Annotated in this window: 34 protein-coding genes; 31 read left to right on the plus strand and 3 right to left on the minus strand. The window is 55.9% G+C overall.

Going from position 1 to position 25,997, the window contains the following annotated elements:
* Positions 1–12: 12 nt before the first annotated feature.
* From flgB to ACSQ3H_RS29020, 25 genes are all read left to right on the plus strand, one after another.
* On the plus strand, positions 13–393 hold the full coding sequence (gene flgB / locus ACSQ3H_RS28900; protein WP_436120483.1) for a flagellar basal body rod protein FlgB: 381 nt from the start codon (positions 13–15) through the stop codon (positions 391–393).
* 1 nt (position 394) lies between these two features.
* Positions 395–814: a flagellar basal body rod protein FlgC gene (gene flgC / locus ACSQ3H_RS28905; RefSeq protein ID WP_436120484.1), complete on the plus strand. Its 420-nt coding sequence runs from the start codon at positions 395–397 to the stop codon at positions 812–814.
* Positions 814–1,131: a flagellar hook-basal body complex protein FliE gene (locus ACSQ3H_RS28910; RefSeq protein ID WP_436120485.1), complete on the plus strand. Its 318-nt coding sequence runs from the start codon at positions 814–816 to the stop codon at positions 1,129–1,131. The genes flgC and ACSQ3H_RS28910 overlap by 1 nt, the downstream gene beginning before the upstream one ends.
* 9 nt (positions 1,132–1,140) lie before the next feature.
* Entirely contained in the window at positions 1,141–1,929 is a 789-nt protein-coding gene (flgG, locus tag ACSQ3H_RS28915) for a flagellar basal-body rod protein FlgG (protein ID WP_436120486.1), read from the plus strand.
* A gap of 8 nt (positions 1,930–1,937) precedes the next feature.
* On the plus strand, positions 1,938–2,420 hold the full coding sequence (gene flgA / locus ACSQ3H_RS28920; protein ID WP_436120487.1) for a flagellar basal body P-ring formation chaperone FlgA: 483 nt from the start codon (positions 1,938–1,940) through the stop codon (positions 2,418–2,420).
* Positions 2,420–3,661 (plus strand): flagellar basal body P-ring protein FlgI, encoded by a 1,242-nt coding sequence (locus tag ACSQ3H_RS28925; RefSeq protein ID WP_436120816.1) that lies wholly within the window; start codon positions 2,420–2,422, stop codon positions 3,659–3,661. The genes flgA and ACSQ3H_RS28925 overlap by 1 nt, the downstream gene beginning before the upstream one ends.
* A gap of 26 nt (positions 3,662–3,687) precedes the next feature.
* The gene (locus tag ACSQ3H_RS28930) at positions 3,688–4,188 is read left to right on the plus strand and encodes a MotE family protein (protein ID WP_436120817.1); all 501 of its coding nucleotides are present in this window, start codon (positions 3,688–3,690) and stop codon (positions 4,186–4,188) included.
* Entirely contained in the window at positions 4,185–4,898 is a 714-nt protein-coding gene (flgH, locus tag ACSQ3H_RS28935) for a flagellar basal body L-ring protein FlgH (protein ID WP_436120488.1), read from the plus strand. Before ACSQ3H_RS28930 ends, flgH begins: the two co-directional genes overlap by 4 nt.
* A 5-nt stretch (positions 4,899–4,903) precedes the next feature.
* Complete coding sequence (locus tag ACSQ3H_RS28940; protein WP_436120818.1) at positions 4,904–5,386, plus strand: flagellar basal body-associated FliL family protein; 483 nt, start codon at positions 4,904–4,906, stop codon at positions 5,384–5,386.
* Complete coding sequence (gene fliP / locus ACSQ3H_RS28945) at positions 5,383–6,117, plus strand: flagellar type III secretion system pore protein FliP (RefSeq protein ID WP_436120489.1); 735 nt, start codon at positions 5,383–5,385, stop codon at positions 6,115–6,117. Before ACSQ3H_RS28940 ends, fliP begins: the two co-directional genes overlap by 4 nt.
* Positions 6,118–6,303: 186 nt before the next feature.
* Positions 6,304–7,086: a flagellin gene (locus ACSQ3H_RS28950; protein ID WP_436120490.1), complete on the plus strand. Its 783-nt coding sequence runs from the start codon at positions 6,304–6,306 to the stop codon at positions 7,084–7,086.
* Between the two features lie 142 nt (positions 7,087–7,228).
* Positions 7,229–8,875, plus strand: a complete 1,647-nt coding sequence (fliF, locus tag ACSQ3H_RS28955) for a flagellar basal-body MS-ring/collar protein FliF (protein WP_436120491.1) — start codon at positions 7,229–7,231, stop codon at positions 8,873–8,875.
* Positions 8,875–9,540 carry a hypothetical protein gene (locus tag ACSQ3H_RS28960; protein WP_436120492.1) on the plus strand — a complete coding sequence of 222 codons (666 nt, stop codon included), beginning with the start codon at positions 8,875–8,877 and terminating at the stop codon, positions 9,538–9,540. The genes fliF and ACSQ3H_RS28960 overlap by 1 nt, the downstream gene beginning before the upstream one ends.
* Entirely contained in the window at positions 9,530–10,777 is a 1,248-nt protein-coding gene (locus tag ACSQ3H_RS28965) for a MotB family protein (protein ID WP_436120493.1), read from the plus strand. Before ACSQ3H_RS28960 ends, ACSQ3H_RS28965 begins: the two co-directional genes overlap by 11 nt.
* Positions 10,774–11,976 carry a chemotaxis protein gene (locus ACSQ3H_RS28970; RefSeq protein WP_436120494.1) on the plus strand — a complete coding sequence of 401 codons (1,203 nt, stop codon included), beginning with the start codon at positions 10,774–10,776 and terminating at the stop codon, positions 11,974–11,976. The genes ACSQ3H_RS28965 and ACSQ3H_RS28970 overlap by 4 nt, the downstream gene beginning before the upstream one ends.
* A gap of 14 nt (positions 11,977–11,990) precedes the next feature.
* Positions 11,991–13,175: a flagellar hook-length control protein FliK gene (locus ACSQ3H_RS28975; RefSeq protein WP_436120495.1), complete on the plus strand. Its 1,185-nt coding sequence runs from the start codon at positions 11,991–11,993 to the stop codon at positions 13,173–13,175.
* Positions 13,159–13,698 carry a transglycosylase SLT domain-containing protein gene (locus ACSQ3H_RS28980; protein WP_436120496.1) on the plus strand — a complete coding sequence of 180 codons (540 nt, stop codon included), beginning with the start codon at positions 13,159–13,161 and terminating at the stop codon, positions 13,696–13,698. Before ACSQ3H_RS28975 ends, ACSQ3H_RS28980 begins: the two co-directional genes overlap by 17 nt.
* Positions 13,699–13,935: 237 nt before the next feature.
* Positions 13,936–14,607: a flagellar transcriptional regulator FtcR gene (ftcR, locus tag ACSQ3H_RS28985; RefSeq protein WP_436120497.1), complete on the plus strand. Its 672-nt coding sequence runs from the start codon at positions 13,936–13,938 to the stop codon at positions 14,605–14,607.
* 136 nt (positions 14,608–14,743) lie between these two features.
* Positions 14,744–16,006: a flagellar hook protein FlgE gene (locus ACSQ3H_RS28990; protein ID WP_436120498.1), complete on the plus strand. Its 1,263-nt coding sequence runs from the start codon at positions 14,744–14,746 to the stop codon at positions 16,004–16,006.
* Positions 16,007–16,037: 31 nt separating this feature from the next.
* Positions 16,038–17,504 (plus strand): flagellar hook-associated protein FlgK, encoded by a 1,467-nt coding sequence (flgK, locus tag ACSQ3H_RS28995; RefSeq protein WP_436120499.1) that lies wholly within the window; start codon positions 16,038–16,040, stop codon positions 17,502–17,504.
* Between the two features lie 2 nt (positions 17,505–17,506).
* Positions 17,507–18,556, plus strand: coding sequence for a flagellar hook-associated family protein (locus tag ACSQ3H_RS29000; protein ID WP_436120500.1), 1,050 nt, complete (start codon positions 17,507–17,509; stop codon positions 18,554–18,556).
* 45 nt (positions 18,557–18,601) lie between these two features.
* Entirely contained in the window at positions 18,602–18,946 is a 345-nt protein-coding gene (flaF, locus tag ACSQ3H_RS29005) for a flagellar biosynthesis regulator FlaF (RefSeq protein ID WP_436120501.1), read from the plus strand.
* A 2-nt stretch (positions 18,947–18,948) separates the two neighbouring features.
* Entirely contained in the window at positions 18,949–19,389 is a 441-nt protein-coding gene (gene flbT, locus ACSQ3H_RS29010; RefSeq protein WP_436120502.1) for a flagellar biosynthesis repressor FlbT, read from the plus strand.
* Positions 19,386–19,784, plus strand: a complete 399-nt coding sequence (flgD, locus tag ACSQ3H_RS29015) for a flagellar hook assembly protein FlgD (protein WP_436120503.1) — start codon at positions 19,386–19,388, stop codon at positions 19,782–19,784. The genes flbT and flgD overlap by 4 nt, the downstream gene beginning before the upstream one ends.
* Positions 19,785–20,051 (plus strand): flagellar biosynthetic protein FliQ, encoded by a 267-nt coding sequence (locus ACSQ3H_RS29020; RefSeq protein ID WP_106718371.1) that lies wholly within the window; start codon positions 19,785–19,787, stop codon positions 20,049–20,051. It begins immediately after the preceding gene.
* Positions 20,052–20,060: 9 nt separating this feature from the next.
* Here the strand turns inward: ACSQ3H_RS29020 and ACSQ3H_RS29025 are convergent, their stop codons facing one another.
* On the minus strand, positions 20,061–20,426 hold the full coding sequence (locus ACSQ3H_RS29025) for a type II toxin-antitoxin system VapC family toxin (protein WP_436120504.1): 366 nt from the start codon (positions 20,424–20,426) through the stop codon (positions 20,061–20,063).
* Entirely contained in the window at positions 20,420–20,635 is a 216-nt protein-coding gene (locus tag ACSQ3H_RS29030) for a CopG family transcriptional regulator (RefSeq protein ID WP_436120505.1), read from the minus strand. The genes ACSQ3H_RS29025 and ACSQ3H_RS29030 overlap by 7 nt, the downstream gene beginning before the upstream one ends.
* A gap of 134 nt (positions 20,636–20,769) precedes the next feature.
* On the opposite strand from ACSQ3H_RS29030, the gene flhA reads away from it, so the two are divergent.
* The 6 genes from flhA to ACSQ3H_RS29060 all read left to right on the plus strand — a co-directional run bounded on the left by flhA (position 20,770) and on the right by ACSQ3H_RS29060 (position 25,607).
* Positions 20,770–22,860, plus strand: coding sequence for a flagellar biosynthesis protein FlhA (gene flhA, locus ACSQ3H_RS29035; RefSeq protein ID WP_436120506.1), 2,091 nt, complete (start codon positions 20,770–20,772; stop codon positions 22,858–22,860).
* Between the two features lie 10 nt (positions 22,861–22,870).
* Positions 22,871–23,620, plus strand: coding sequence for a flagellar biosynthetic protein FliR (gene fliR / locus ACSQ3H_RS29040; protein WP_436120507.1), 750 nt, complete (start codon positions 22,871–22,873; stop codon positions 23,618–23,620).
* A 3-nt stretch (positions 23,621–23,623) separates the two neighbouring features.
* On the plus strand, positions 23,624–24,031 hold the full coding sequence (locus tag ACSQ3H_RS29045) for a hypothetical protein (RefSeq protein WP_436120508.1): 408 nt from the start codon (positions 23,624–23,626) through the stop codon (positions 24,029–24,031).
* A 75-nt stretch (positions 24,032–24,106) separates the two neighbouring features.
* On the plus strand, positions 24,107–24,688 hold the full coding sequence (locus tag ACSQ3H_RS29050; protein WP_436120819.1) for a rod-binding protein: 582 nt from the start codon (positions 24,107–24,109) through the stop codon (positions 24,686–24,688).
* A 38-nt stretch (positions 24,689–24,726) separates the two neighbouring features.
* Positions 24,727–25,143, plus strand: coding sequence for a flagellar protein FlgN (locus ACSQ3H_RS29055; RefSeq protein ID WP_436120509.1), 417 nt, complete (start codon positions 24,727–24,729; stop codon positions 25,141–25,143).
* Positions 25,140–25,607 (plus strand): hypothetical protein, encoded by a 468-nt coding sequence (locus ACSQ3H_RS29060; RefSeq protein WP_436120510.1) that lies wholly within the window; start codon positions 25,140–25,142, stop codon positions 25,605–25,607. The genes ACSQ3H_RS29055 and ACSQ3H_RS29060 overlap by 4 nt, the downstream gene beginning before the upstream one ends.
* Positions 25,608–25,618: 11 nt before the next feature.
* Here ACSQ3H_RS29060 and ACSQ3H_RS29065 read toward each other — a convergent pair whose 3' ends face one another.
* Complete coding sequence (locus ACSQ3H_RS29065; protein WP_436120511.1) at positions 25,619–25,960, minus strand: PilZ domain-containing protein; 342 nt, start codon at positions 25,958–25,960, stop codon at positions 25,619–25,621.
* Positions 25,961–25,997 lie beyond the last annotated feature (37 nt).

Raw genomic sequence — 25,997 nt, forward strand, 5'->3', positions numbered from 1 at the left:
GCGAGGAAAGACATGCAGGGCATCCATCTATTCGAGCTGGCGTCACGTCAGGCCGAATGGCTCTCAGTGAGGCAGGCGGCGATCTCCGGAAACGTGGCCAATGCGAATACGCCGGGCTTCAAAGCACGCGATGTCGAACCATTCAAGGACGTGCTGGAACAAACGCAGCTTACCATGGCCGCGACCAATTCCAAACATCTTGAGATCGATGCGTCCGGCATCAGCGCTACAGCGCTGCGCAAGGATGCGGTGACCGAACAGAATCATTCCAAAAATACGGTCAACCTCGAGGAGGAAATGGTGAAATCCGGCGAGATCAACCGCCAGTTTTCTCTCAACACCAGCATCGTGAAGGCGTTTCACCGCATGATGCTCTCAGCAGTAAAGAGCTAAGATGTCCGATCCACTGCAAGCCGCCCTCAAAGTCGCCGCATCCGGTCTTTCCGCGCAATCGACGCGCCTGCGCATTGTTTCGGAAAACCTCGCCAATGCACAGTCGACGGGCAAGACCGCAGGTAGCGACCCTTATCGACGCAAGACAGTTTCCTTTGCGACAGAGCTTGATCGCGCCACCGGCGTCGAAACGGTGCGCATTGCAGAAGTCGGCAAGGATACCTCTGGCTTTACCGAAGAATATGACCCGAGCCATCCGGCAGCCGATGCCAATGGCTATGTGAAATTGCCCAATGTCAGCATGGTCGTTGAAATGGCGGACATGCGTGAAGCCAATCGCTCCTATGAAGCCAATCTCCAGGTAGTCAAGCAAGCACGCGAACTGATTGCCATGACTGTCGACCTATTGAGGAATTCCTGATGATAGACCAACTTCTCAGTGTTTCCACGCGTAACGCTCTCTCGAATTTGTCGGAGACTGTAACCCAAGGCGCAGCGTCTCCTGCTGTGGCCACGGGCCAGCCTTCATTCGGCAATGTTCTGTCACAACTGGCCGGATCAGTCAGCAACAAACTTGAAGGCGCGGAAGCGGTTTCGATGAAAAGCATGACGGGGGATGTGCCAACCCGCGATGTCGTGAACGCAGTCATGGATGCGGAGCAGTCGCTGCAAACGGCAATCGCCATTCGCGACAAGATCGTCCAAGCCTATCTCGAAATCAGCCGCATGCCCATTTAAGGATTATCGATGAAAGCGCTCACCATCGCTGCGACCGGCATGAATGCCCAGCAGCTCAATCTGGAAGTGATTGCCAACAACATCGCCAATATCAATACAACCGGGTTCAAGCGAGCCAAGGCTGAATTCTCGGATTTGCTATATCAGGCGGAACGCACGGCAGGTGTTCCCAATGCGGCGAACCAGAGCATCATTCCGGAAGGGGCGATGGTCGGGCTCGGCGTACAAACCTCGGCGGTGCGCAATCTGCATATCCAGGGCGGGCTCAACCAAACCGGCAACCCGTTCGATGTGGCGTTGGTGGGTCGCGGATGGTTCCAGATCCAGAACCCGGCTGGCGAGACGCTGTACAGCCGTGCCGGCGCATTTAATACGAATAGCACGGGCCAGCTGGTGACGCTCGATGGCAATCTGGTCGAGCCGAACATCATTGTTCCGACCGACGCGATCGAGGTCAAGATTACCGATACGGGCCAAGTCTTCGCGAAAATGGCCGATCAGACGGCGCTTGTCGATCTCGGCCAGCTGACGATCGCCAATTTCGCCAATGAGGCTGGGTTGGAGCCACTTGGCGACAATCTCTACAAGCAGACGGATGCTTCCGGCGATGCGGTTGTCGGTGTCCCGGGCGATCCCGGTTTTGCGACGCTCAAACAGGGCTACCTTGAGAATTCCAACGTCGATCCGGTCAAGGAAATCACTGATCTGATTACGGCGCAACGCGCTTATGAAATGAATTCGAAAGTGATTCAGGCTGCGGACGAAATGGCTCAGGTCGTTTCGAAGAACCTGCGCTGAGGAACATCATGAAGGTGGCAACTTATTCGGCTAAAAAGATTGTAGGCATACTGGCCTTGGCTATCTGCGTTTGGCCGTTGGCATTCGCCGCCTATGCCGACCGCATAGCGTTTCTCGTGCCATCGCAGATTATCTATCCGGGTGAGACAATCGGCGGTTCCGGTCTTCAAGAGAAATATTTCACCATCAGGGCGAGCGCGGCGGGCCAATATGTCATGTCTTCGCAGCAGCTTGTCGGCAAAGTTGCGCGCCGCACGCTACTGCCCGGACAGCCAATCCTGGTCAGTGCATTGAACGAGCCGGATCTCGTCGAGCGCGGTGTTCCGGTAGCTCTGGTCTACAGCACGGGCACGCTGGTCATCACAGCCAAAGGTACGCCAATGGAAGCCGGACACGCTGGTGATTTCATCAAGGTGCGTAATATGGACAGCGGCATCATCGTCTCCGGTACGGTGTTGGCTGATGGCAGCATCCAGGTCGGGATGCAATGATGCGTTTCATCGCTGCTCTCCTTCTGGGGATACTGGCAGGCACCGTCGCCGTGCAGGCAGCCGAGCCCTCGCCGGATGCCAAGCTGTACGGCACGCCTGGCGAAGCCAAGGCAGCATGGCGAAAGGCCGAAGCGCAGGCCGCATTACACAGCGGCGATGATGGACGTTGGGGCGGTGCTGCATCGCCCTTGGGGGAGGGCGGTGCTATCGCCCGCTTGAAAGACATCGCGAACATTCAGGGCGTGCGCGAAAATCAGCTGGTTGGCTACGGTCTCGTTATCGGTCTGAACGGCACGGGCGACAGCCTGCGCAGTGCACCCTTCACCGAACAATCCCTGCGCGCGATGCTCGATAATCTCGGTATTAGCCCACCTCCGGGCTCCTCGCGCGTGAAGAATGTCGCGGCGGTTATTATCACCGCCAACCTGCCACCCTTTGCCGGACGTGGCTCACGCATCGATATTACGGTTTCCTCCCTCGGTGACGCGACATCGCTTGCCGGCGGAACACTGGTGATGACGCCGCTGGCGGCGGCCGATGGCCAGACCTACGCCGTTGCGCAGGGCAATATGGTCGTCTCCGGGTTCGTGGCTTCGGGACAGGCCGAAACCTTGACTCAAGGCGTTCCGACCAGTGGCCGCATTCCCAACGGCGCGCTCGTCGAAAAGGAAGTGACCGGCAATTTCGGCCAGGACGAACTTGTAGTGGAATTGCGCGAGCCAGACTTCACGACAGCCGTGCGTATCACCGATACGATCAATGCCTTCGCCAAACGCCGCTACAACCAGCCCGTCGCCAAAGAGCGTGACTCCAAGACGATACGGTTGCGCAAGCCGAAGAACATTTCTGCCACCCGCTTTCTCGCCGAGATCGAAGGCCTGCCGGTCGTGACGGACGAGGTGGCGCGCGTTGTCGTCGATGAGCGCACCGGCACGGTGGTAATAGGTGAAAAGGTGCGTATCTCGCGCGTTGCGATCAGCCATGGGAGCCTGTCAGTGCGCGTCACCGAGACACCCACGATCGTCCAGCCTGAGCCATTTTCCGATGGTGTAACTGCAGTCGAGCCGAACACGACCATTGATGCAACACAGACATCGAAGCTCGGCATTCTCGGCGGTACGGATCTAGAAAGTCTCGTCAAAGGCCTGAACCAGATCGGAGTGAAGCCACAGGGTATCATTGCGATCCTGCAGGGCATCAAGACAGCGGGCGCATTGCATGCGGAGCTGGTGGTTCAATGAGTACGGTACTGGGTATGAAGAAATCGATCAGACTGAGCGTTGCGGTATTGGCTTTCAGTTCCGCTTTGCTCCTACCGGTTGCCTATGGTGTCTCGCAGGAGACTGAAGTCAAGGAAGAGAACGGTCAGGAGATTGACCGCTATTGCACCAACATCAGCGACAAGGCAGCCGATGAGCGCTATGCAATGCAGACGCGCGAACTAGCACAACTTCGCGCGGACATAGATAGCCGTATTGAGCAACTCGACGCCAAGCGCAAGGAATATGAAGTCTGGCTGAAGCGGCGCGACGAGTTCGTCGACAAGGCTGAGGATTCCCTTGTCGGCATCATCTCCAAGATGCGGCCGGATGCAGCGGCGGCGCAAATGGCGCTCCTTGGTGACGAGGCCGCCGCAGCACTTCTTCTCAAGCTCAATCCCCGCGTCTCCAGTGTCATTCTAAACGAAATGCCTGCGGAAAAATCATCGAAGCTTGCCCGGGTAATCGTCGGGTCACGCATCGTTCCAGCAGAAAGAACCGCCCAATGAGAAAAGCGGCACAATCGTTCGCTCTTGTCAGCGTCTTCGCCCTTGCAGGATGCGCAAACAACATACGCGACTTCAATCGGGCGCCGGAAATGTCGCCGGTCGGCACAGGCGTTGGCCAGGGCTTCAACGTTACTGACCCGGCTTATTACCCGTCGCAACCGCGGCCGCAAAAATATTCGCTCTGGCGGGATAGTCAGGCTAGCTTTTTCCGCGATCCGCGGGCGACCAATCCCGGCGACGTGCTGACGGTTGACATCACGATTGATGACAAGGCAAAGCTGGACAACAAATCTGACCGGTCACGTGTGGCATCCTCTGGCTACGGATTGTCGGCCAACATTGGGGGAAGCGGCGTATCGCCGAGCGATATTAGCGGCAATCTCGATCTGAATTCCGACAGCCGGTCCAAGGGCGAAGGCAAGATCGATCGCTCCGAGAAGATCAATCTGCAGGTCGCGGCGATCGTGACTGCTATTCTACCGAACGGCAACATGGTTATCCGGGGTTCTCAGGAAATCGGTGTCAACAACGAGTTGCGGGTTCTTAATGTGGCGGGCGTGGTCCGTCCCCGGGACATCACGAATCTGAACAGAATTGCATACGACAAGATTGCCGAGGCACGGATTTTTTATGGTGGACGCGGACGTCAGAGCGAGGTGCAACAACCGCCTTGGGGGCAGCAGATCCTCGACACCGTCTCGCCGATCTAGGATTGATAATGAGCGTTGCTGAAGATACCCCATCCGCGCCGAAAGGCCCTTCGATCGTCGCGCTGATAGGCGTTGTCGCTGTGCTGACGCTTATCGCGGCGGGCGGTGGATGGCTCCTTGGTGGTCAACTCGGTTTGGGTCCGTCGCAGGCAACCAAGGCCGATGGTGACAAGCAGGCTGCACCCGAGGAAGTGCCTACGGGTAGCGTTGTGCCGCTGAAGCCGATCCTCACCAATATCAAAATACCGCAGGATGTATGGATCAGGCTCGAAGCTGGCGTCGTTGCACGGCCCGGTGAGAAAGTATCGGATGAGCTTGCCGCCACGGTCGCCGGTGATTTCATGGCCTTTATGAAAACCGTCAATCTCATGCAGCTCCGTGGTCCCGCCGGGATCGAATATCTGAGAACTGATCTGCAGGAACGCGCGGTGATGCGCTCCGAAGGCAAGATCGAAAAAGTCTATATCTGGGCGTTGGTGATGGAATGAAAAGACGTCTTCTGACACCTACGTTACTCCTGGTTTTCACCGGGACCGCGATGGCGCAAACGTCGCTGCTCGAAGGTTTGCTGCCGCCCGGCAGTGCATCGACCAGCGGCCAGATCATGCAGATGCTGGCGGCGCTGACAGTACTGTCGATCGCACCGGGCCTGTTGATCATGGTGACCAGCTTTACCCGCTTCGCCATTGCCTTTTCGATGCTGCGTTCAGGTCTAGGCCTGCAAACGACGCCGGCCAATCTGGTGATGATCAGCCTGGCATTATTCATGACATTTTATGTCATGGCGCCGGTTTTTGACCGCGCTTGGCAAAATGGTGTTCAGCCACTGGTCAACAATCAGATCACGCAGGATGCCGCGATCAACGAGATTGCGACGCCGTTCCGCGAGTTCATGCTGCGGCAGGTGCGCGACAAGGATCTGCGCCTCTTTGAAGATCTGGCGGACGAGTCCTTTCGCACCAAGGCCAATGAAGTAGTCGACATGCGAATCCTCATTCCGGCCTTCATGATTTCCGAACTGCGCCGGGGTTTCGAGATCGGCTTCCTGATTGTTCTGCCCTTTCTTGTGATCGACTTGATCGTCGCGACGCTGACCATGTCGATGGGCATGATGATGCTGCCGCCAACAGTGCTGTCGCTACCGTTCAAGATCCTGTTTTTCGTGCTTATCGACGGCTGGAATATTCTGGTCGGCAGCCTGATCCGCTCATTTTCCTGAAGGGTAGACCAGCTCTTTACCAAGAAGAAAAAATTAACGCTGTGTGTTATTGAAAGTGTAATACTTATGTCGTACTCATCACGCCATGACGGGTTGTCATCGAGACAATAGGCATCATGCCGTTCCGTCAGATCGGTTAAAATCCGATATGTCCCCATCAAAGTATCTCATCAGGGGCTTCATCCTATGACCAGCATTCTCACCAACGCGTCAGCAATGACTGCGCTTCAGACACTCAACAACACCAACAAAAACCTTGCTACCACGCAGGACCGTATCGCTACTGGTCAGCGCGTTTCCACGGCTTCTGACAATGCTGCCTACTGGTCAATCGCGACCGGCATGCGTACCCAGAATTCCGCTCTTTCCGCAGTCAAGGACGGTCTCGGTCTCGGTGCTTCGATCGTTGACACAGCCTACACGGCTCTGACCAGCGCCATCGACCTCGCCAGCAAAATTCAGGCGAAATATGTTGCCAAGGAAACGCCTGGCACCGACGGCACGATCATCGATGCGGACATCGCTGAAATGAAGGCCCAGATTGTCGAGATGGCGAAGGGTGCAACATTCCAGGGTGTAAACCTGTTGGAGACTGGTGGTGCGGCACAGAACATCGTGACCGGCTACACGTCTGGTACTGGCGTAACGACGATGAGCGTCGCGGCCTATGACCTTGAAGCCGCGTTGACCGCTGCAACATCGTCCTCGACCGTCGAAACAGCCGTCAACGCCATGAAGGCTGCTGCTGCTGGTCTTGGCTCTGCCAAGACTCGTATTGATACACAGCAGACGTTCACGGGCAATCTGATGGACGCAATCGATCGCGGCGTTGGCCAGCTCGTAGACGCTGACATGAACGCAGAATCCGCACGTTTGTCGGCTCTTCAGGTTCAGCAGCAGCTGGGTATCCAGGCTCTCTCGATTGCCAACTCCAGCAACCAGAGCATCCTGTCGCTATTCCGCGGCTAATAACGATAGTTTTTCTAAATCAGACTTGGGCCACGCTTCGCGCGTGGCCCTTTTTGTTTTGCAACGACGCTCCGACACGAGGCTCTAACTTCGCGCAAGCTTCGCGCTCTATGGTTCCATCACGCGACCGTGGTGGGAATTGATGGAAAAGAACATAAGACAGACATTTGCGCAGCTCGGCACAGCGATGCAGAAGCTTGGCGCAAGACGGCTCATTGCTCTTGCGATCATTGGCGTCACATTGTTCAGCGCCATTCTTATATCGAGCCTTTACCTCAATCGTCCGCAGTACGAGACGCTTTATGTCGGTCTCAGCCGCGACGATGTTAATCGCATGGGCATGGCGCTTGGCGAAGCGGGCATTCCCTTCGATGTGAAATCAGATGGCACCTCCATTCTCGTGGCCTTTGGCAAGGCCGATCAGGCACGCATGTACCTGGCGGAAAAAGGTCTGCCCACCAGCAACAATGCCGGTTACGAACTCTTCGACAATATGGGCTCTCTCGGCCTCACTTCGTTTATGCAGGAGATCACCCGGGTGCGCGCGCTCGAGGGTGAAATTTCCAGGACCATTCAGGCGATTCGCGGCATCAAGGCGGCGCGCGTTCATATCGTCTTGCCGGAGAAGGGCAGTTTCCGCCGCGGTGATCAGGCGCCTTCCGCCTCGGTCGTCATTCGTACGGAAGGCGATTTTGCCATCGAATCAGCACAGTCGATCCGCCAGCTCGTTGCCGCGGCGGTGCCGCAGCTTACCGCTGCGGAAGTCACCATTCTCGATACCAATGGCCGTCTTCTTGCCTCCAAGGATGACGGCACGAATGCGGGCGCGGTGATGTCGGCAACGCTTGAACAGAATGTTTCCGCGACGGTGGATGAAAATATCCGCAAAGCGCTCGCGCCCTATCTTGGCGTCGGCCATTTTCAGACCAGCGTTCAGGTCGCGCTCGATACCGACCGCCGCCAAACCAACGAGACTGTGTTCGATCCTGAATCGCGCGTGGAGCGTTCTGTGCGGGTTGTACGTGAAAGCGGGGATTCGAAGAATTCGACCAGCGACAATGCAACGGGTGTCGAACAGAACATTCCGCAGGAAGAAATCGCCAGCAAGAACGGCGATAATTCTTCGGAAAAGACTGATAAGCGAGAAGAACTAACCAACTACGAGTTGAACTCGAAGACAGTGTCGACGACCAGCGACAGTTATCAGATCAAGCGGCTCTCGATCGCTGTCGTCATCGATCAGGCGCGGTTGCTGGCAACGGCCGGCGTCACGCCCGCACCGGATAAATTCCTGGAACAGCAGATCGCCAAGATCACCGAGCTTGTCGCAACGGCGGCAGGTCTAGACCAGAAACGCGGCGACGTCATTAATGTAACCGCGGTCAACTTTATGGAAGCCGCAGACGAACAACTGGCGCCTGCCTCGACCCCGGTATCGGAAATGATCTTCCGTCAGGCCGGCAGTTTCATAAATGCTGCTGCTCTAATCGCGGCCGTGGGGCTCGTGCTCTGGTTCGGCGTGCGTCCGCTGATGAGGGAAATGAACAAGCCTCAGGACGCATTACAGGTCGCCACAGGTTCCAATCTTCCGGTTCCAGGTTTAGCCCCGGCGACGAATCTTCCGGTCGTTGCGCAGGCTCATGCGGAACATAGCCTGCCCTATGATGATCTGAGCGAGCTCCGGCGACGCATGCGCGTTCCCGCCCAGAATCGGCTCGAACAGATGATCGACATGGATGAAGAACGGGTCGCGGCCATCCTGAAACAATGGGTTCACGAGGCAGCCTGATGGTCGTTCGCTCTGTCGCCAGTGTGTTGACTGATTTCACGCCGAAGCATGTGCCAGCGGACCGCGTCACCGTGTTTGCGGCCGTGAGCAGGGAACGAGCCGACATATTGGCGGAGATCGAGGAGCCGTCGGAGAATGTTGTCGAACTCATCGACTATGAGTTGAAGATCAAGGAGTCCTTCGTCGCGGGGCGCGAATCCGGCCAGGCAGAGGCCTCGGTGCTGTTTGAGGCCGAGAAAATCCGGCTTGAGAGGGAATTCCAGGACCAGCTAGCCGCCGCGGAAGTGCTCTTCATGCAACAAACCGGCACGCGCATGGCGGAGCAGATCAGCGGCGGGCTGGCCGCAATTTCATCGGATCTTTCGGGATCGCTCGCTGCCGTTCTCACGCCTTTAGTCGAAGAGCGCCTGCGCGAACGGACGGTGGAAGCCTTTGCCAATGAGGTCGAACGAATGACGAAAGGGTTCGCTGGCGTGAGCTTGGAAATTTTCGGTCCATCCCATCTTCTCGACGTGCTTCGCATGCGACCGGAGATCGATCCGGTATGTTGCACCTTCACGGAATCTGGCCAATCCGAATTATCGTTGAAACTGGATGATGCAGTAGTAGAGACGCGGCTTGGCCGCCTCATCGACGCATTGAGAGATACCGCCAATGAATATTGATCCCGAAACGCACCGTGAAATCATAATTGTCCGGCGCGGACGCGAACATGAAGAAGGCCATCATGGCGGCGTCTGGAAAATCGCCTATGCGGATTTCATGACCGCGATGATGGCGTTCTTCCTTGTCATGTGGCTCATCAATGCGGCCAACGAGGAAACAAAGGCCGCTGTTGCCGCCTATTTCAATCCCGTCAAGCTGATGGACCGGCAGTCGAGGCCAAAAGGCATCGAGGAAACCGACAATCAGGAGGGCAAGGTTCGCTTTGAAAGCCCGGATGCGACTGAAGCAGAAACCAAAAGCGCTCGCAACGAAAAGCAAGTTCAATCACCACCTGCGACCGAAGAACGTCAGATTTTCAAGGATCCTTATGCGGTGCTTGCCGAGATAGCCACGGAGTCCGGCGTCCTGCAAAATCGTTCCGCAGCGGGGGAGGGCGGTTCCAATCGTGCCGGCCCGTCGACAGGCGCCGAGGGCGGAGATGCCTATCGCGACCCGTTCAATCCCAATTACTGGTCGACGCATGTGGAAGATGAGATTTTTCCACTGACGGACAGTCCGGTTACTTCGCCTCCGTCTCAGGACAAAGCTACAACGTCACAGCCGAATGAAGCTTCTGATGCAAATGCCCAAGCCAAGCAGGCGGCGCTGGAGAAACGAATGGCAGCCGGCGAGCTGATCGCCGATGCGAAGGTCGCTACATCCAATGATGCCAAGCCGGCTGATCCCGGAAAGACGACGTCCGCGAAGGATGAAAAGCCCGGCGCGGTTGAGATCAATGCCGCCCGTGAGCTTGCTGCCGAGATTTCGAAGAAAACCGGCGCAAGCTCGGATGAAAAAGCGCCCGACATTTCGGTCGTCCCCACTGAAGATGGCGTCATGATCCAGCTCACCGACAAGGTCGATTACGGCATGTTTGCCATAGGATCGGCCAAGCCGGACAAGCGCGTCGTGCAGGTGCTCGATGAAATCGCCAAGATTATCGCGACCCGCAAGGGCGACGTCGTCATCAGCGGACACACGGATGCCCGCCCATTCAAAAGCGAGACGTATGACAATTGGCGCCTGTCGTCCGCACGGGCGCATATGGCCTATTACATGTTGACGCGTGGCGGTCTCGACGCCAAGCGTGTCCTGCGCGTCGAGGGCTATGCTGACCGCGACCCGAAGATTCCGGCTGATCCTTACGCTGCCCAGAACCGGCGCATCGACATCTTTCTGAAGACGGCTTCCAGATGATCGCGCGGCAAACCATCCGCTGGTTGTTATTCGGCCTGTTCAGCCTGCCGCTGACGACAGCGCAGGCCGAAATGCCATCGCCGGAGCCTTATCTGCTGGTACGGTCCTTACGCATGTTGCAGGATCAGGTGGCGTCCGGAAAGCCTGAAGCGCTGCCGATGCTCAATCGTGTGCTTGGTCATATCGCCGAACAGCTTCAAGCGGCAAAGCCGGAGGTCTGGTCGAAACCGGCCAATGTCTACGCCATTTTCATTTATCTCCTCAATGGCGGTAATCCGGAGGTTGTTCGCACCATATTGACCTCGGCAAATCTTGGGCAGGTGGATCCTAAACTCGTGGCAGGGTCTCTGGCCTATGCCGATGGCGATACTCTGCGCATCATCGAGAATTTCCAGGAATTGCCACCGAATGTCCCCATCGAGCTTGTCGCATCAATCTATCTGGTCACAGCGACGCAGCTCGCGGGCATCGACGCGGGAACAGCGCTCAAGCGGCTGGATTATATACGCCTCAACGCACCAGGAACGCTGCTAGAGGAGGCTGCGCTGCGGCGCGGCCTGATGATCGCGGCACGTCTTGGAGACAAGGACAAGGTCAGGTTGATGGCGCGGAACTATCTGCAGCGCTTTGCCCTCTCTCCTTATTCGGAGGATTTCTTCCGTCAGCTTGTCGACGCATTGATGGTGATCAAGGGTAAGATCAGCAATGAGGAGATCGAGGAAATGGCCTCATTGGCGTGGCCCGGAGCCCGCTTGCCTTTCTACCTGCGGGTTGCCCGCGGTTCAATCGTAGGCGGCGATATGCAGCGGGCACGGTTTGCGTCGGAGCGGGCTGCCGCCCTGGCGATTGCGCTTAAAGCGGACGACACGCAGGCCAAGCTCTATCTGGCGGTCAGCAATGTCGGTTCCGACAAGACCGGCGATGCCAAGTTCATGCTTTCGAAATTGCCGAAAGACCGTCTGCATGGTCGCGATGTAAAGCTGCTGGAGGCTGCGACCATGATGGCGAACAAGATCCTTGCGCAACCAATTCCAGGGATGGATACACCACAGAAGGCGTCGATCGCGGGCAGTGCCATTGCAGACGCCGAACCTGGCAGGGCCAAAGCAGCTCCAGTCGAATCCCTTGATCCGATAGTCGATGAGACGCACAAGAAACTCGACGCAATTGACGCGCTTCTCGGGAAGGCCAGGAAATGACTATTGGAGCTCAGATGCCTCTCAGAACAATGCTTGACGCAATTGTCCGTGACAAGGGCAAAGACGACATGCCCGACCAAAAGCCGGCAAAGGGCAAGGATGTTCCGGCGGATTTCAGATCGATGGTGAAGGCGGCTGGCCCGAAGCTAAAGCTCGACAAAGAGGATGCAACGCCGGAAAAGGATGTCGAATCCCTGGATACTGCCGAGCCGGACAAGGATGTTACCGAAGCTCCCGCTCAAGGCATCTTCGGGCAGGCAATCCTTGCTTTCGAACAGCTGCTCGACCGGCAGCAACGCGAGAATGGCGAACAGCCACAACCCGTCACCAGGGCCAGGACGTCATCTGAAGCCGATACAGCTGTCGGACCTATAGAAATCGTCGAGGCGGATCAGGGGAACGAAAAACAGGCCCAGATGCCCGCGCCCGATAAAAAGTCCGTTCCGAAAGCCACCACGGATTCGCAGGTTGCCGCTGCTTCGCTGGACAAACAGGAACCCGCCGAGCCGGTCACGGCGACTAGGCAGGCCGTTGCGTCAGCGACGCAGGCCTCTGAGGCACCAAAGCCCAAGGCGAGTACCAAGGCCCCGGTAGAACATACCGCGCCGCCGACCGTTGAAGCGACTGCATCAACGCCGTCACCTTCGGTTCAGGCGGAGGCAAAACTCAGTGTGACTGCGTCGAATAGCTCGACGCAGGTACAAACAGCCCTGCCTGTCACCGATGTCCAGATTCTTTCCGACCACAGCACGCCAGACACCAGAACGCTGGTGATTCAGTTGCAGCCCGTCGAACTCGGAACGGTCACCGCGCGCATGCGCCTGACGCCTGATGGTATGCATATCCAGTTGATGGCGGAAAACCCGGCGATGGCAGAACATCTCGCCAAGGACCATGACATGCTTAGCAGGGCCCTGCAGCGGGCGGGTGTGGCGGACGATGCCTCCTCGGTCACCATCTCGGTGATCGATCGCTCCAGCGCCTCCTCGAATACGCAGACCGGGCAGCAGAACCTGCCCGGACAGGATCAGCAGACCGGTGCGCGCGCCAGCGGCGGGGGTCAGTCGGGATTCCAGGGCACGCCCGGAGACCGCTCTGGCAATAAACAGCCTTTTGAAGAGATGCGATCCAATGAACGTAAGGAAAACGCGGCGAATCCGGGTATCGAAACCAACCCTTCACATGGTTTGGTTGTTTAGCCTATTTTTTGCGTCGCAAACCGCCTCGGCAGAAAACCTTTGCGAGCGGCAAATGCACCGCGCCTCGACCAAGTACGATATTCCGATCGGCATTCTCTACGCGGTTGGCTTGACTGAAACAGGGCACAAGGACTCGCTGCAACCCTATGCAATGAACATTGAAGGCAAGGCGGTTTTTATGTCGTCAGCTGCAGCCGCTGTGGTCAAATTCAACGAGGCGCATTCGCTGGGAGCGAAGCTTATCGACCTCGGATGCATGCAGATCAATCACTATTTTCACGCCAGCAAGTTCCCGTCAGTAAATGCAATGCTGGACCCCGCCACCAACGTGGACTACGCGGCGCGATTCTTAAAGGAGCTTCGGACGCGTGAAGGCAGCTGGACTATGGCGGTCGCTCGCTATCACGCGGGGCCTAATAACGACCCGGCCCAGAAGCAATATGTTTGCCGAGTAATTGAAAACATGGTGGCTACTGGCTTCGGAAACTGGACGACCAAGGCGCGAATGTTTTGCGATAAGTGATTGTGTTAATACTTGGTAATAAAACGTGAATTTGTCTTGATGGTCATATTTTGTTAAGTTCGAAAAGTAATGATTAGTCCGGTTTAGGGCGTACTCTCCTCCCTGGGAGTTGACCTCCCCCGAATTATTTAGGACTCCCAATTAATTAGGTGCAATATATTGGGAATTGTCGCCGAGTCATCGACCCCGCTAGTTGTGTGTTGCTTGGGGCAAAATAATGATTCGGAAGGTGGGGCAGTGATTGTAGTCGTCGACGAACGAAGTCTGGTGACGAGTGGGTATTCGGCGTGGTTCGCCCGTGAGGGCATAACAACAACAGGTTTTACTCCGGACGATTTCGGCGATTGGGTCGCCACCGTTCAGAAAAACGACATTATGGCGGTGGAGGCATTTCTCATAGGGGAATGTGTCAATCGCAGTCAGTTTCCACAAAAAATTCGCGAGCGCTGTTCAGCGCCGGTCATCGCTGTCAATGAGACGCAGTCGTTGGAACACACGCTGGAACTTTTCCAGGCGGGGGTCGATGATGTGGTTCGCAAGCCGATGCATGTGCGAGAAATCCTGGCACGGATCAATGCCATTCGCCGCCGTTATGGCAATGGCGATGCGGGAACGCAGGTAGGTCCGATCCGGGTATTTTCTGACGGCCGTGATCCGCAGGTCAATGGGCTTGATTTTTCTCTGCCACGGCGGGAACGGCGTATACTGGAGTATCTGATCGCCAACCGGGGCCGCCGCCTCAATAAGGCGCAGATATTCAGCGCGATCTACGGCATTTTCGACAGTGATGTCGAGGAAAGTGTTGTTGAAAGTCATATCAGCAAGCTACGCAAGAAGTTGCGCGAGCAGCTTGGGCATGACCCGATCGATTCCAAGCGCTTCCTTGGCTACTGCATCAATCTCGACTGACCTCCCAGAATAATCCTGCCACCGGCGGCCAAGTCGAAATTCAAGTAATTACCTCAGTGAACCGTCAGAACGTCAGCTTCGCGCAAGTATTGCCCGCTAACGATTCTGAACGGAATCACGGTGTAAGGAGACGGAAATGAGCCTCTATGGAATGATGCGAACCGGTGTGTCGGGCATGAATGCTCAGGCCAACAGGCTGTCGACCGTGGCGGACAATATCGCCAACTCCAGCACGACCGGTTACAAGCGCGCCAGCACGCAGTTCGCATCGCTGGTGCTACCAAGTTCCGGCGGTGCCTATAATTCCGGCGGTGTGGAGACAGTTGTTCGCCACCATATTTCGGATGACGGCTCGTTGCGCTTCACCACCTCCTCGACGGACCTTGCACTGAAAGGCAATGGCTTCTTCATCGTCGGCAATGCCGACGATACGCCATATCTGACGCGCGCCGGTTCATTCGTGCCTGATGCGCAGGGTAACCTTGTCAATTCGGCCGGCTACTATCTGATGGGTTACCCAGTCGTGAATGGCAACGTCAATCCGGTTGCCAACGGTTTTCAGGGGCTCGAGAAGGTCAATATTGCGCAGAATGACCTGATCGCTGATCCAAGTCGTACAGGCATATTTACAGCCAATCTCCCGGCTGGCGCTTCGATCGTTGCGGCGGCTGACCGCCCGCCTACAAATACCACTGCGTCAGCCCAATACACCGCCAAGACATCTGTGCAGACATTCGACAATCTTGGCAATGTCGTTGTCGTCGATCTCTATTTCACCAAAACTGCAAACAACACTTGGGAAGTGGCAGCGTATAATCATGCGAATGCTTCGGCTGGCGGTGGGTTTCCCTATACTCCTGCTGCGCCCTTGACGACGGAAAATTACACCTTCGATGCCGTCACCGGCAAGCTCACTTCGGTCGATCAGTCAATATCGATCACCGTTCCCAACGGACAGCCGTTAGAGATCGATTTTTCCGCCACCAAACAATTGGCGGGTGACTACACCCCTATCGAGGTGAAGATCGACGGCAACACGCCGAGCCCCATCGACAACGTCAGTATCGGTGACGACGGCACCGTCACGGCCATTTATAAGAACGGCGCGAAACGCGCTATCTATCAAATCGCGCTCGCCGACGTTCCAAGTCCTGACAACCTGCTTGTCATGACCGGAAATGTGTTCTCACCAAGTGCCGAATCCGGCGATGTCCAGCTGGGCTTTGCCGGCAGCGGCAGCTTTGGCACGCTGACATCCGGTGCGCTGGAAGAATCGAATGCAGACATCGCGCAGGAACTGACTGAGATGATTGAATCCCAGAGAAGCTACACGGCAAATTCGAAGGTCTTCCAGACCGGCGCGGATTTGATGGACGTGCTGGTTAATCTGAAAAGGTAGTTGAACTTCTAATGGCGAATGGACATAGGGTATGTCACTAACTTCGGCGCTCCTTACCGCTCAGAGTGCTCTTAATACCGTATCGAAACAGACAGCGTTGGTGTCGCGCAATATTGCGGGCGCCAACGATCCTGATTTTTCCCGGCGTATCGGCTCGGTCGTGAGCGGACCGAACGGATCGACCTATCTGTCTGTAACCCGTTCCGCCGACTCTGCACTCCTGTCCAAATATATCGAAAGCAGCAGCCAATATAACGCTTCAAATACCCTGCAAACGGGTCTCGACCGGCTGTCCGGTATCTATTCCGCCAACGATGCTTCGGGCTCGCCCAGCGCGCTTCTTGGTGACCTGCGCGATTCACTGCAGCTCTACGCGTCTCAGCCCGGCAACACATCGGTTGGGGAGTCGGCTGTTACCAAGGCCACCGAACTGGCCAATGCGTTGAACAAGGGTACGGAAGAAACGCAGAAGCTGCGCCAGGATGCGGACAGCGACATCAACGACTCCGTCAAGAATCTGAACTCGCTTCTGACGCAATTCGAGACGGTCAATAATCGCGTTATCAATGGCACGCGTGCGGGGACCGATGTGTCGGATTATCTCGATCAGCGGGATTCATTGCTGAAGCAGATATCCGGCGAGATCGGCATCACTACGCTGGTGCGCGGCGACAATGACATGGTGGTGTTTGCCGAATCCGGCGTGACCCTCTTCGAGGGATCGGCACGAACCGTCAGCTTCACGCCGACCAGCGCATTTAGCGCGGGCACAAGCGGCAACGAGGTCTATGTCGACGGTGTGCCGCTGTCGCACGGCACCTTCCAGCAACCTTATGGCACCGGCCGCCTCAGCGGTCTGCTCCAACTACGCGACGATACAGCGCCTGCCTATCAAAACCAGCTTGACGAGATAGCACGCAGCCTCGTCAGCATGTTTGCGGAAAAGGACCAGAAGACACCTGCAACCCTGCCGACGGTACCAGGCCTGTTCACCTATTCGGGCGCGCCAGCAATGCCCGCTGACGCAACAATCCTTCCGGGCATCGCCGGCACGATCAAGGTTTCTTCTGCCTTCATTCTGACCGAGGGCGGCAATCCTGCGCTTTTGCGTGATGGCGGTGCGGCCGGGGCAGACTATGTGCAGAATCCGGATGGATCGTCAGGCTATTCGACACGCCTGCAGGATCTCATCGGTGCTATCGCCGCACCCCGCAGTTACGACCCGGATGCGGCCGCCGGAGATAATTTGAGTCTGCTCGATTTTTCGGCGGCCACGATCAGCTCGCTCGAGACCAAGCGGAAATCCGTTACCCAGACCAACGAATATAACGGGGTTCTAGCCTCGCGGGCTGAAGACGCAATTTCCAATGCCAGTGGCGTGAATATCGACACGGAAATGCAGTCGCTACTCGATCTCGAACATTCCTATCAGGCATCGGCGCGGATCATTTCCGCCGTGGACGCCATGCTGAACGAACTCTTGCAGGCGGTGAAATAGATATGAAGACCCAGTCGGTTTCATCCTACATGCTTTCGAATTCGACCCGCAACATCATAGCCAAGGCCCAGGCAGAACTGGTCAAGGCGAACCAGGAAGCCACGACAGGTTTCGTTTTCGACAAGGGGCTGACCCTCGGAAGCCGCACCGGGCAATCGATTTCGTTGCGCAAAGAGCACGATCGTCTGACGGTGTTGACCCAGACCAATGGTCTGATCTCGGAGCGGATGACCGCCTCCCAGGATGCCCTGAGCAATGTCATCAAGGGATCGCAGGATTTTCTCGGCAATGTAACGGCGATGCGCGGGGCGAGCGAGGGCCGTTCGATTATCGTCGACAAAGCGAAAGGTCTGTTGCAAGCCGCTACTGACCTGATTAACACGAGCTACAATGGGGAATATATTTTCGCCGGCGAAAACACGGACGTCAAACCGCTTGGCGATTACGGCGCGGCGGGCGATCCGGCACGTGCAGCGGTATTGCAGTCGTTTCAGGATTATTTTGGCTTTCCGACCACTGATCCGCAGGTTGCGAACATCAGCGCCGCCGATATGAAAACTTATCTCGACACTTCGTTTGCTGCTGAGTTTGATGCGGGCTCGTGGTCAACCAACTGGTCATCCGCCTCGGATACACTCGTCAAGAGCCGGATAGCGCCCACGGAACTCGCCGAAACATCGGTCAGCGCCAACAATGCGGGATTCCGTCAGCTCGCCATGAGTTACACGATGATGGCGGAGCTCGGCGATATCGGCCTCAATCAAGCTGCGTTCGATACGGTGATCGACAAGGTCGCCCTGACGACAAATCAAAACTCTACCTCTCTGGCGGGCGCACAGTCCTTCTTAGGTAATGCCCAAGCGCGCACGAAGGACGCAACCGACCGGCTTACAGTACAGATCAATGTATTGAACAGTTCGGTTCTCGATCTGGAGGCGGTGGATCCCTATGAAGCCGCAAATCGGGTTGAGGCTTTGAGGACCCAAATAGACGCGTCCTACGCACTGACTGTAAAAATCCAAAGCCTGAGCTTGCTCAACTACCTGAAGTAAAACAACGAACGCGATAGCCGCGTTCGTTAAAAGCCGGAAAAGCACATGTACCAGGCCCGATACGACGACATCATGAATGATGGTGCTGACGAAGCCAAGGAGCGGGAACGTTCCCTGTTCGATCAGTCGATCATGATGCTGGAAGCGGCCCGCGATGAAGGCGGCTATTCTTACAAGGGTATCGAGGCAGTGTATTTCACGTCGCGTCTGTGGATGATCGTGATCGAAGATCTCGGCAGCCCCGCCAATGGATTGCCTCAGCAATTGCGGGCGTCACTGATCTCGATCGGTCTTTTCATTCTTCGGGAACTGGAGGCCATCCGGCAAGAGACTTCGCGAGATTACGACAGCATTATCGACATTACCAAAACCATTCGCGACGGGCTCTAATCATGAAAATCTCGCTGCGCGCCGGTGAAAAAGTCTACGTCAATGGTGCCGTCTTGCGTGTTGACCGCAAGGTCTCACTCGAATTCATGAATGATGTGAGCTTTCTGCTCGAGAGTCATGTCCTTCAGGGGGACCAGACGACAACACCGCTTCGGCAGCTTTATTTCGCTGCACAGATCATGCTGATCAATCCAGCGATCAAGGATGAGGCTAACCGCACGTTCAAGCGCATGCTGGCGTCGCTCCTCGCAACATTCGAAAACCAGCAGGTGCTGAAAGAATTGAAGTTGATCGACGAAATGGTCTGCAATGACCGCGTGTTCGAAGCGCTCAAATCCATCCGGTTGCTCTATGCGCTGGAAGCACAGATTCTTTCTGGCTCAGCAGAACCGATCATTTCCTCTCAAACAGAACAGGCCGTCAGGCCGGAGGCAACCGCATGACCACGATCCCTCCCGTAGGAACACAGACGGACACCACAACCGATTCGACCAAGGCCACCGGTCCCGGTGTCGATTATCAGGCTTTTCTGAAACTGCTCGTTGCAGAAATGAAAAACCAGGATCCGACCGAGCCGATGGATGCCACACAGCAAATTTCACAGCTGGCACAGTTTTCGAGCGTCGAACAAGCGGTCCAGACTAATACCAAGCTCGACCAGTTGCTTGCGAGTTCATCTTTGTCACAGGCTGATGGAATCATCGGTCGGACCGTCACCAGTTCCGACGGCACGGTCAGTGGTGTCGTCGAATCTGTACGCATTTACAGCGACGGCATGATAGCGACACTCAAGGGGGGAGCCCAGCTTCCGATTACTGCCGGCATCGTCGTCAGCTAGATGAACGAGGCCGACGCCCTCGATATCGTCAACCAGGCCATCTGGACGGTCATCGTTGCCTCTGGTCCGGCAGTCGGAGCCGCGATGCTGGCGGGCGTCTGCATCGCGCTGTTTCAGGCACTGACGCAGATCCAGGAAATCACACTCACCTTCGTTCCCAAGATCCTCGTCATCCTGGCTGTTCTCGCATTGACCGCTCCCTTCGTCGGCTCACAAATCAATACACTGACGCTGTTGACATATTCCCGGATCGAGAAGGGATTCTAATAGACGCGACTATAGAGAGTAGGGAATGCGGACCCCTGGCATTCCTTGCGGGAAGTCTTTCGTATTGCGTGTCACCAAAAGCATGGAATGAACATCTGCTGAGGCCCAAATAATGGCGTCAGGCAGCTTTATCTTGTGCTCTTGGCGGAGTGTAACGGCGCGTTCGGCGATCTGATTCTCTAATGGCAGTACGTTGAAGCTGTCGAGAAATGCGCGTGTTCGGCTCTCCACATCGGCATCAACTCCGACCATAACCTCCATCCATGTGATGACACTGATGGCCTTGTCGCTGTAGCGAGTCAATTCGTCGCGAGCTTCCGGGACCGCATTTAGGAAATCAATGAGAACGTTGGTATCGAAGAGTGCTTTCACCATTCGCTCCGGATGTTCTCTTGATAGACAAGGCCGTCCATCCGCCTTTGCCCCCATAGACCAAATGCGTCTTTTGCCACCTCTGCAGACTGCTTCTCAAGGAAATCGTCGATCGCCTGCCGTATCAGAGCGGCACGAGATTGCTTTTCTTTTTTGGCCAACCGGTCAAGTTCGCGAATTTGGGTATCATCCAGTGTTATAAGTGCCCGCATCTCAAATTCCTATATCAGATATCAGCATTATATATCACATGCTGATATGTCCGGCAATTGTAAATGGCGTTCTGCAAGTCTTTGGCTTCGCACAAGCTTCGGCTCCTATTGTCCACGCGACATAGGAGAATGCCGTGCAGCAGGCCGCAGTAAAACGATTGGGCGACAAGGGCTATTTGACCGGCAGCGATGTTGGCCTGGCTCTCGGCATCGTTATCATCCTCACAGTTCTTTTTCTGCCCGTTTCACCAATCGTTCTCGATATTGGCCTGGCCTTTTCCATTGCCCTCTCGGTGCTTATCCTGATGGTGTCGCTGTGGATCCAGCGGCCTCTCGATTTCTCTGCCTTTCCAACAGTGCTTCTGATCGCGACAATGATGCGCCTGTCGCTCAATATTGCGACGACGCGCGTCATCCTTACCCATGGTGACGAAGGTTATGCGGCGGCCGGCCAGGTCATCCACGGCTTCTCGCAATTCGTCATGGGTGGCGATTTCGTCATCGGTTTGGTGGTCTTCGCCATCCTCATCATTGTCAATTTTCTCGTTATCACCAAGGGCGCGACACGTATTGCAGAAGTTGGTGCGCGCTTTACGCTCGATGCCATTCCCGGCAAACAGATGGCTATCGATGCGGATCTTTCTTCGGGATTGATCGACGAGAAGGAAGCGCAACACCGGCGCCGCGAACTCGAAGAAGAAAGCGCCTTCTTCGGTTCGATGGATGGTGCCTCAAAATTCGTACGCGGTGACGCGATCGCGGGTCTGATCATTACGGCCGTCAATATTTTCGGCGGCATCATCATCGGCGTGACGCGGCATGGTATGGAGGTCAGTCAGGCCGCTGATGTCTTCACCAAGCTCTCCGTCGGCGATGGTCTCGTCACGCAGATACCGGCCCTAATTGTATCACTGGCGGCCGGCCTCCTGGTCTCCAAAGGCGGGACGCGCGGTTCCACAGACAAGGCTGTCTTCGGTCAGCTCGGCGCCTATCCGAAAGCGTTGTTCGTCGCCGCTCTGTTGTTATTCGTGCTCGGCATCCTGCCAGGGCTGCCGGCCTTTCCGTTTTTCGTGCTTGCGGCCGGTCTTGTGGCCATCGGCATATCCGTCCCGCGCAAGCTGGCACGGGTGGCCGCCGCTGCGCAGGCTGAAATTGCGTTGAAGCAGAGACACGCTGAACAGGAAGACCGGGATTCTGTCAGGGCTTCGCTTGAAACGGCGCAGATCGAGCTTTGTCTGGGCAAGCAAATCTCGGCAAGGTTGCTGGCATCGCAGCTTGAGCTTGCGCATCGCGTCAACAAAATGCGCAAGAAGTTTGCGGTTGAATACGGATTTGTCGTCCCGGAAATCAAGGTTACAGATGATTTTCTCCTGCCTCCCAAAACTTACCGTATCAAAATCCACGGGACAGTCGTCGCTTCGCATGAGCTGCGGGTTGGCGAAATCCTGGTCATTCCTGGTGACCGGCCACCCCCGCATGTGCCGGGCGAAGAGGTGAGGGAGCCGGCGTTCGGCATGAAGGCCTATTCCGTTCCGGAGACCTTCGCCGCCGACCTCAAGCGCGACAACTACATGACGGTCGACAACCTTTCCGTATTGTTGACCCATCTCAGTGAGATCGTCCGCAACAATCTGGCACAGCTGCTTTCCTACAAGGATATGCGTGCGCTGCTGGATCGGCTTGGACCCGAATACCGCAAATTGCTCGACGATATCTGTCCGGCACATCTTTCCTATTCGGGCCTGCAGGCGGTTCTCAAGCTGCTGCTGACGGAACGGGTCTCGATCCGTAACCTGAACCTCATTCTCGAAGCAATAGCGGAAGTGGCACCGCATATTCGCCGTTCGGAAATGATTGTCGAACATGTGCGGATGCGTATGGCGCAGCAGATCTGCGGTGATCTTGCCGACAACGGCGTTCTTTCCGTTCTGCGTCTCGGCAATCGTTGGGATCTTGTTTTCCACCAGAGCCTCAAGCGCGACGCCAAGGGTGAGATTACCGAATTCGATATCGATCCGCGTCTGCTGGAGCAGTTCGGCAATGAGGCGAGTGCCGCAATCCGCAAGCACCTTGATGCGGGCGAGCGCTTCGTTCTCGTTGCTTCGCCGGAAGCGCGGCCGTACATCAGGATGATCATCGAGCGCCTGTTCGCGACATTGTCAGTCCTGTCACATGTCGAGATTGCACGCGGCGTAGAGGTGCGCTCCCTCGGTACTATTTCGTGAGGCTTTAAACGTGCCGCCACTGAGCGATAGCATCGTTGCGGCCGTGCTTGTCGTTGCCCGTGTAGGAGCCTGCCTGATGATCATGCCGGGCATTTCCAGTCCGCGTATTCCGATGCAAATACGGCTCTTCCTGGCGCTCGCCTGTTCGCTGATGGTCGTTCCACTGGTGCTTCCGCAGGTGACACCTGCGGCCAAGGCAGAACCATTGATGCTGATGCGGATCATCGTCATCGAAGCCATCGTCGGCGCGTTCATCGGCATTCTTGCACGGATTTATTTTTGGGCCCTGCAATTCATGGCCAATGTAATGGCGATGGCAACGGGATATTCAGGCGCACCGGAGCGCGCTATTGAATCAGAGGAACCGCAAGCTGCCATTGCCAGCCTGATCACGCTCTCCGCGCTATGTCTGTTCTTCGTGTCGGACCTGCATCTGGAGGTGTTGCGTGCGCTGCTTTCGTCCTATTCGACGATTCCTGTCGATGGCGTTTTTCAGCCGGGAACGGCAATGGTCAATCTGACTGACACACTGTCCGGGGCGTTCATGAGTACCATCCGCATTGCCGCGCCCTTCATCGTTTTTGCCGTCGTGGTCAATGTAGCGGTCGGACTGATCAACAAGCTTACGCCATCGATTCCCGTCTATTTCATTTCGTTGCCTTTCGTGCTCGCGGGCGGGTTGATGCTGCTCTATTTCAGCATGTCTGATCTTCTGCGGTTTTTCACCAATGAAGCCGGGACTTACCTGAGGAACTTTTGAGCGATGGCAGCGAATGGCGGAACTCTGACATCCTATCTCGGATTGATCAGGCTGCAAAAGCTCGCCAAGGCGCGTCATGCGCTGGACCTGTCACGCCTCAATGCACAGTCAGCTGCAATCGAGGAAGAGAATGATGCTCTCTTCAGGATGCAGGATGATCGTTTTGCCGGAAATACAACGGCGTTTGTTCCTGTACATGTCATCATGAAGCGCCTTGAGACAAACAAGACGCTACAGGCCCAGCTGTCGGAACAGATGGTTGAGACCAAACAGAATCTGCTGAAAGTGTCGCGAACCCTCGACACCCTAAATAGCCGGCTTCGCGTTCTGGAAAAGGAAACATCGCGAGCTGAAATCGCGGACGAGATGGACGAATATATGGGGCATCTGCTTGCGAAACGAGCAATCTAAAGATGCAAGGCTCAAGCCTCCCGTAAGTTTGGGAGGGTAGAGTGCGTGTCATGAAACAGGATGGAACAGGAATCGATGGCCATTAATCCACCCTCCGATCTGGTGCTGGATGTTGCCATGGCAGCCGATCCGGACACCTTGCGGGCCTCCGTGGAGAAGTTACGCAGCATGGCTTCCGACCGTGTCGCGGCACAGATGCAGCTGTCACGTGAGAACTTTGCCTCCATGCAGCAGCCGATTCCGGTAAGTGGATCCGTTACCGATAATGCACCTCTTGCGCCGAACCCTGCCTTCAAAAAGTTCGAAGCATTCATGCTGCAATCCTTTGTCGAATCCATGTTTGCGGGAGACAACCAGGCGGTATTCGGCGAAGGAATTGCCGGAGACTATTGGAAATCGATGATGGCGGAAGCCGTCGCCAACAAGATGGCCGATGCCGGCGGCATAGGCGTCGCCCGCATGCTGGAGCAGCAGAGCGCCAAAAGGGCGAAGTCTGAAGCCGCAACACAAGCAGAAGGCGCGGCTTCGGGAATATCCACTGACCAACACCATTTTCAAAGGCAGGATTCAAATGTCATTTTATATCAGATCGAACGCCAGCTCATTCATAAGCAATTAAAATCAACGGAAAGCGTTGACGACTCTAGGCAAAGTTAGAGCACAGACTCAAAGCCGATGAGATTGGAGGAATAGATATGGAAATAGAGATAATGATCAACGATCAGAACCACAGCGATGTGTCCGAACCAGCGCTGGAACCCGTCCTTTTCGCCATTCGTCGCTTAGAAGATGTTGTAGAGCGCGAGACACGGCTGCTCCTCGAGGGCCAGACGGTGGACCTCGCGGATATCAACGCTCATAAAAGCCGCGGTCTGCGTGACTTCAACAAGGCTATGGGCAAGGCGGTGAAGACAGTGGATACACCTGCACTCAAGGCGCTTCAACCTGTTCTCGATGGCCTGCGTCAAAAGCTCGATCGCAATTGCGATGCGATCAAATTGCACTTACGCGCTGTGACCGAGCTCGCCGGAATTATCCGCGATGCGCTTGAGACGCAGGAAGCGGACGGGACCTACACGGCGAGCCAGGTAAGGAACGGGCTCGGCGCATGATCCGTATTGTCCTGATTGGTCTGTGGATCTGCGCGGTTGCACTCGGATCGCTATATTTTGCCGTCTGGCAGAATTCGGCAACAGCGGCCGTTGCGCCCCAGACTCAGGAAGCCCTGGATGACGGCAAGACCGAGGTCTTCAGTGTCCCGATCATCATCGACAATGCGGTTCAGGGTTATGTGGTTTCCCAGCTGGCCTATACCCTGGACCATGCCGTAAACGCATCCTTCAAGATCCCAGTATCCTATTTCATCAATGACGAGATTTTCAGCCAGTTCTATGGGCATTATTCGGACGTCAAGGACGTTCAGAAGGTGAAATTCGACGACGTCAAGAAATCGATCATCGACGGGGTCAATGCACGATTTCCACAGCCGCTGGTGAAGGATCTGCTCGTTGAGCAATTCAATTACATCACTGCCAAGGAAATCCGCGACCAGAACACCAAGGGTCTGGAGCGCTAGCAAGCGTGCCCTCAAAGTGAATAATACTTACCGGCAAGCGCGCTCAGAATTGTGTCCGTCAAAGGGGTGACGCCGGCATTCTCGATGAAGCGCACGCCAAGTTCCATGTCCTTGCGCCAGACGATTTCCGTGATCAGCGCGCCACGGTACTGATCATCAAACAGCCAAAAGCGAATAGGAACGGCGCATTGGCTGACAATCCGGATCTTTGCTCCGCCCCCGGCAAGGTTGTGAAAATGACATTCGGTCAGAAACTGGCCGGCAAGCGTGACGAGTTTGCCGGAGCGCAATCGTGTTCGCTTGCGCTCCTCGACCCGCTTTTCCGCTTTGTTGTCCGCTTGGTATAATGGCATGGAAGTCGCCTGGCCTGGATTGAGGCCGGTAGAAAGG

The organism is Phyllobacterium sp. LjRoot231 (assembly GCF_964253365.1).
Lineage (GTDB): Bacteria > Pseudomonadota > Alphaproteobacteria > Rhizobiales > Rhizobiaceae > Phyllobacterium.

What these genes read in the sequence shown, in the direction of transcription:
- flgB (WP_436120483.1), top strand. Translation starts at nt 13, where the DNA reads ATGCAGGGCATCCATCTATTCGAGCTGGCGTCACGTCAGGCCGAATGG.
- flgC (WP_436120484.1), top strand. Translation starts at nt 395, where the DNA reads ATGTCCGATCCACTGCAAGCCGCCCTCAAAGTCGCCGCATCCGGTCTT.
- ACSQ3H_RS28910 (WP_436120485.1), top strand. Translation starts at nt 814, where the DNA reads ATGATAGACCAACTTCTCAGTGTTTCCACGCGTAACGCTCTCTCGAAT.
- flgG (WP_436120486.1), top strand. Translation starts at nt 1,141, where the DNA reads ATGAAAGCGCTCACCATCGCTGCGACCGGCATGAATGCCCAGCAGCTC.
- flgA (WP_436120487.1), top strand. Translation starts at nt 1,938, where the DNA reads ATGAAGGTGGCAACTTATTCGGCTAAAAAGATTGTAGGCATACTGGCC.
- ACSQ3H_RS28925 (WP_436120816.1), top strand. Translation starts at nt 2,420, where the DNA reads ATGCGTTTCATCGCTGCTCTCCTTCTGGGGATACTGGCAGGCACCGTC.
- flgH (WP_436120488.1), top strand. Translation starts at nt 4,185, where the DNA reads ATGAGAAAAGCGGCACAATCGTTCGCTCTTGTCAGCGTCTTCGCCCTT.
- fliP (WP_436120489.1), top strand. Translation starts at nt 5,383, where the DNA reads ATGAAAAGACGTCTTCTGACACCTACGTTACTCCTGGTTTTCACCGGG.
- ACSQ3H_RS28950 (WP_436120490.1), top strand. Translation starts at nt 6,304, where the DNA reads ATGACCAGCATTCTCACCAACGCGTCAGCAATGACTGCGCTTCAGACA.
- fliF (WP_436120491.1), top strand. Translation starts at nt 7,229, where the DNA reads ATGGAAAAGAACATAAGACAGACATTTGCGCAGCTCGGCACAGCGATG.
- ACSQ3H_RS28960 (WP_436120492.1), top strand. Translation starts at nt 8,875, where the DNA reads ATGGTCGTTCGCTCTGTCGCCAGTGTGTTGACTGATTTCACGCCGAAG.
- ACSQ3H_RS28965 (WP_436120493.1), top strand. Translation starts at nt 9,530, where the DNA reads ATGAATATTGATCCCGAAACGCACCGTGAAATCATAATTGTCCGGCGC.
- ACSQ3H_RS28970 (WP_436120494.1), top strand. Translation starts at nt 10,774, where the DNA reads ATGATCGCGCGGCAAACCATCCGCTGGTTGTTATTCGGCCTGTTCAGC.
- ACSQ3H_RS28975 (WP_436120495.1), top strand. Translation starts at nt 11,991, where the DNA reads ATGCCTCTCAGAACAATGCTTGACGCAATTGTCCGTGACAAGGGCAAA.
- ACSQ3H_RS28980 (WP_436120496.1), top strand. Translation starts at nt 13,159, where the DNA reads ATGGTTTGGTTGTTTAGCCTATTTTTTGCGTCGCAAACCGCCTCGGCA.
- ACSQ3H_RS28990 (WP_436120498.1), top strand. Translation starts at nt 14,744, where the DNA reads ATGAGCCTCTATGGAATGATGCGAACCGGTGTGTCGGGCATGAATGCT.
- flgK (WP_436120499.1), top strand. Translation starts at nt 16,038, where the DNA reads ATGTCACTAACTTCGGCGCTCCTTACCGCTCAGAGTGCTCTTAATACC.
- ACSQ3H_RS29000 (WP_436120500.1), top strand. Translation starts at nt 17,507, where the DNA reads ATGAAGACCCAGTCGGTTTCATCCTACATGCTTTCGAATTCGACCCGC.
- flaF (WP_436120501.1), top strand. Translation starts at nt 18,602, where the DNA reads ATGTACCAGGCCCGATACGACGACATCATGAATGATGGTGCTGACGAA.
- flbT (WP_436120502.1), top strand. Translation starts at nt 18,949, where the DNA reads ATGAAAATCTCGCTGCGCGCCGGTGAAAAAGTCTACGTCAATGGTGCC.
- flgD (WP_436120503.1), top strand. Translation starts at nt 19,386, where the DNA reads ATGACCACGATCCCTCCCGTAGGAACACAGACGGACACCACAACCGAT.
- ACSQ3H_RS29020 (WP_106718371.1), top strand. Translation starts at nt 19,785, where the DNA reads ATGAACGAGGCCGACGCCCTCGATATCGTCAACCAGGCCATCTGGACG.
- ACSQ3H_RS29025 (WP_436120504.1), bottom strand. Translation starts at nt 20,426, where the DNA reads ATGGTGAAAGCACTCTTCGATACCAACGTTCTCATTGATTTCCTAAAT.
- ACSQ3H_RS29030 (WP_436120505.1), bottom strand. Translation starts at nt 20,635, where the DNA reads ATGCGGGCACTTATAACACTGGATGATACCCAAATTCGCGAACTTGAC.
- ACSQ3H_RS29045 (WP_436120508.1), top strand. Translation starts at nt 23,624, where the DNA reads ATGGCAGCGAATGGCGGAACTCTGACATCCTATCTCGGATTGATCAGG.
- ACSQ3H_RS29050 (WP_436120819.1), top strand. Translation starts at nt 24,107, where the DNA reads ATGGCCATTAATCCACCCTCCGATCTGGTGCTGGATGTTGCCATGGCA.
- ACSQ3H_RS29055 (WP_436120509.1), top strand. Translation starts at nt 24,727, where the DNA reads ATGGAAATAGAGATAATGATCAACGATCAGAACCACAGCGATGTGTCC.
- ACSQ3H_RS29060 (WP_436120510.1), top strand. Translation starts at nt 25,140, where the DNA reads ATGATCCGTATTGTCCTGATTGGTCTGTGGATCTGCGCGGTTGCACTC.
- ACSQ3H_RS29065 (WP_436120511.1), bottom strand. Translation starts at nt 25,960, where the DNA reads ATGCCATTATACCAAGCGGACAACAAAGCGGAAAAGCGGGTCGAGGAG.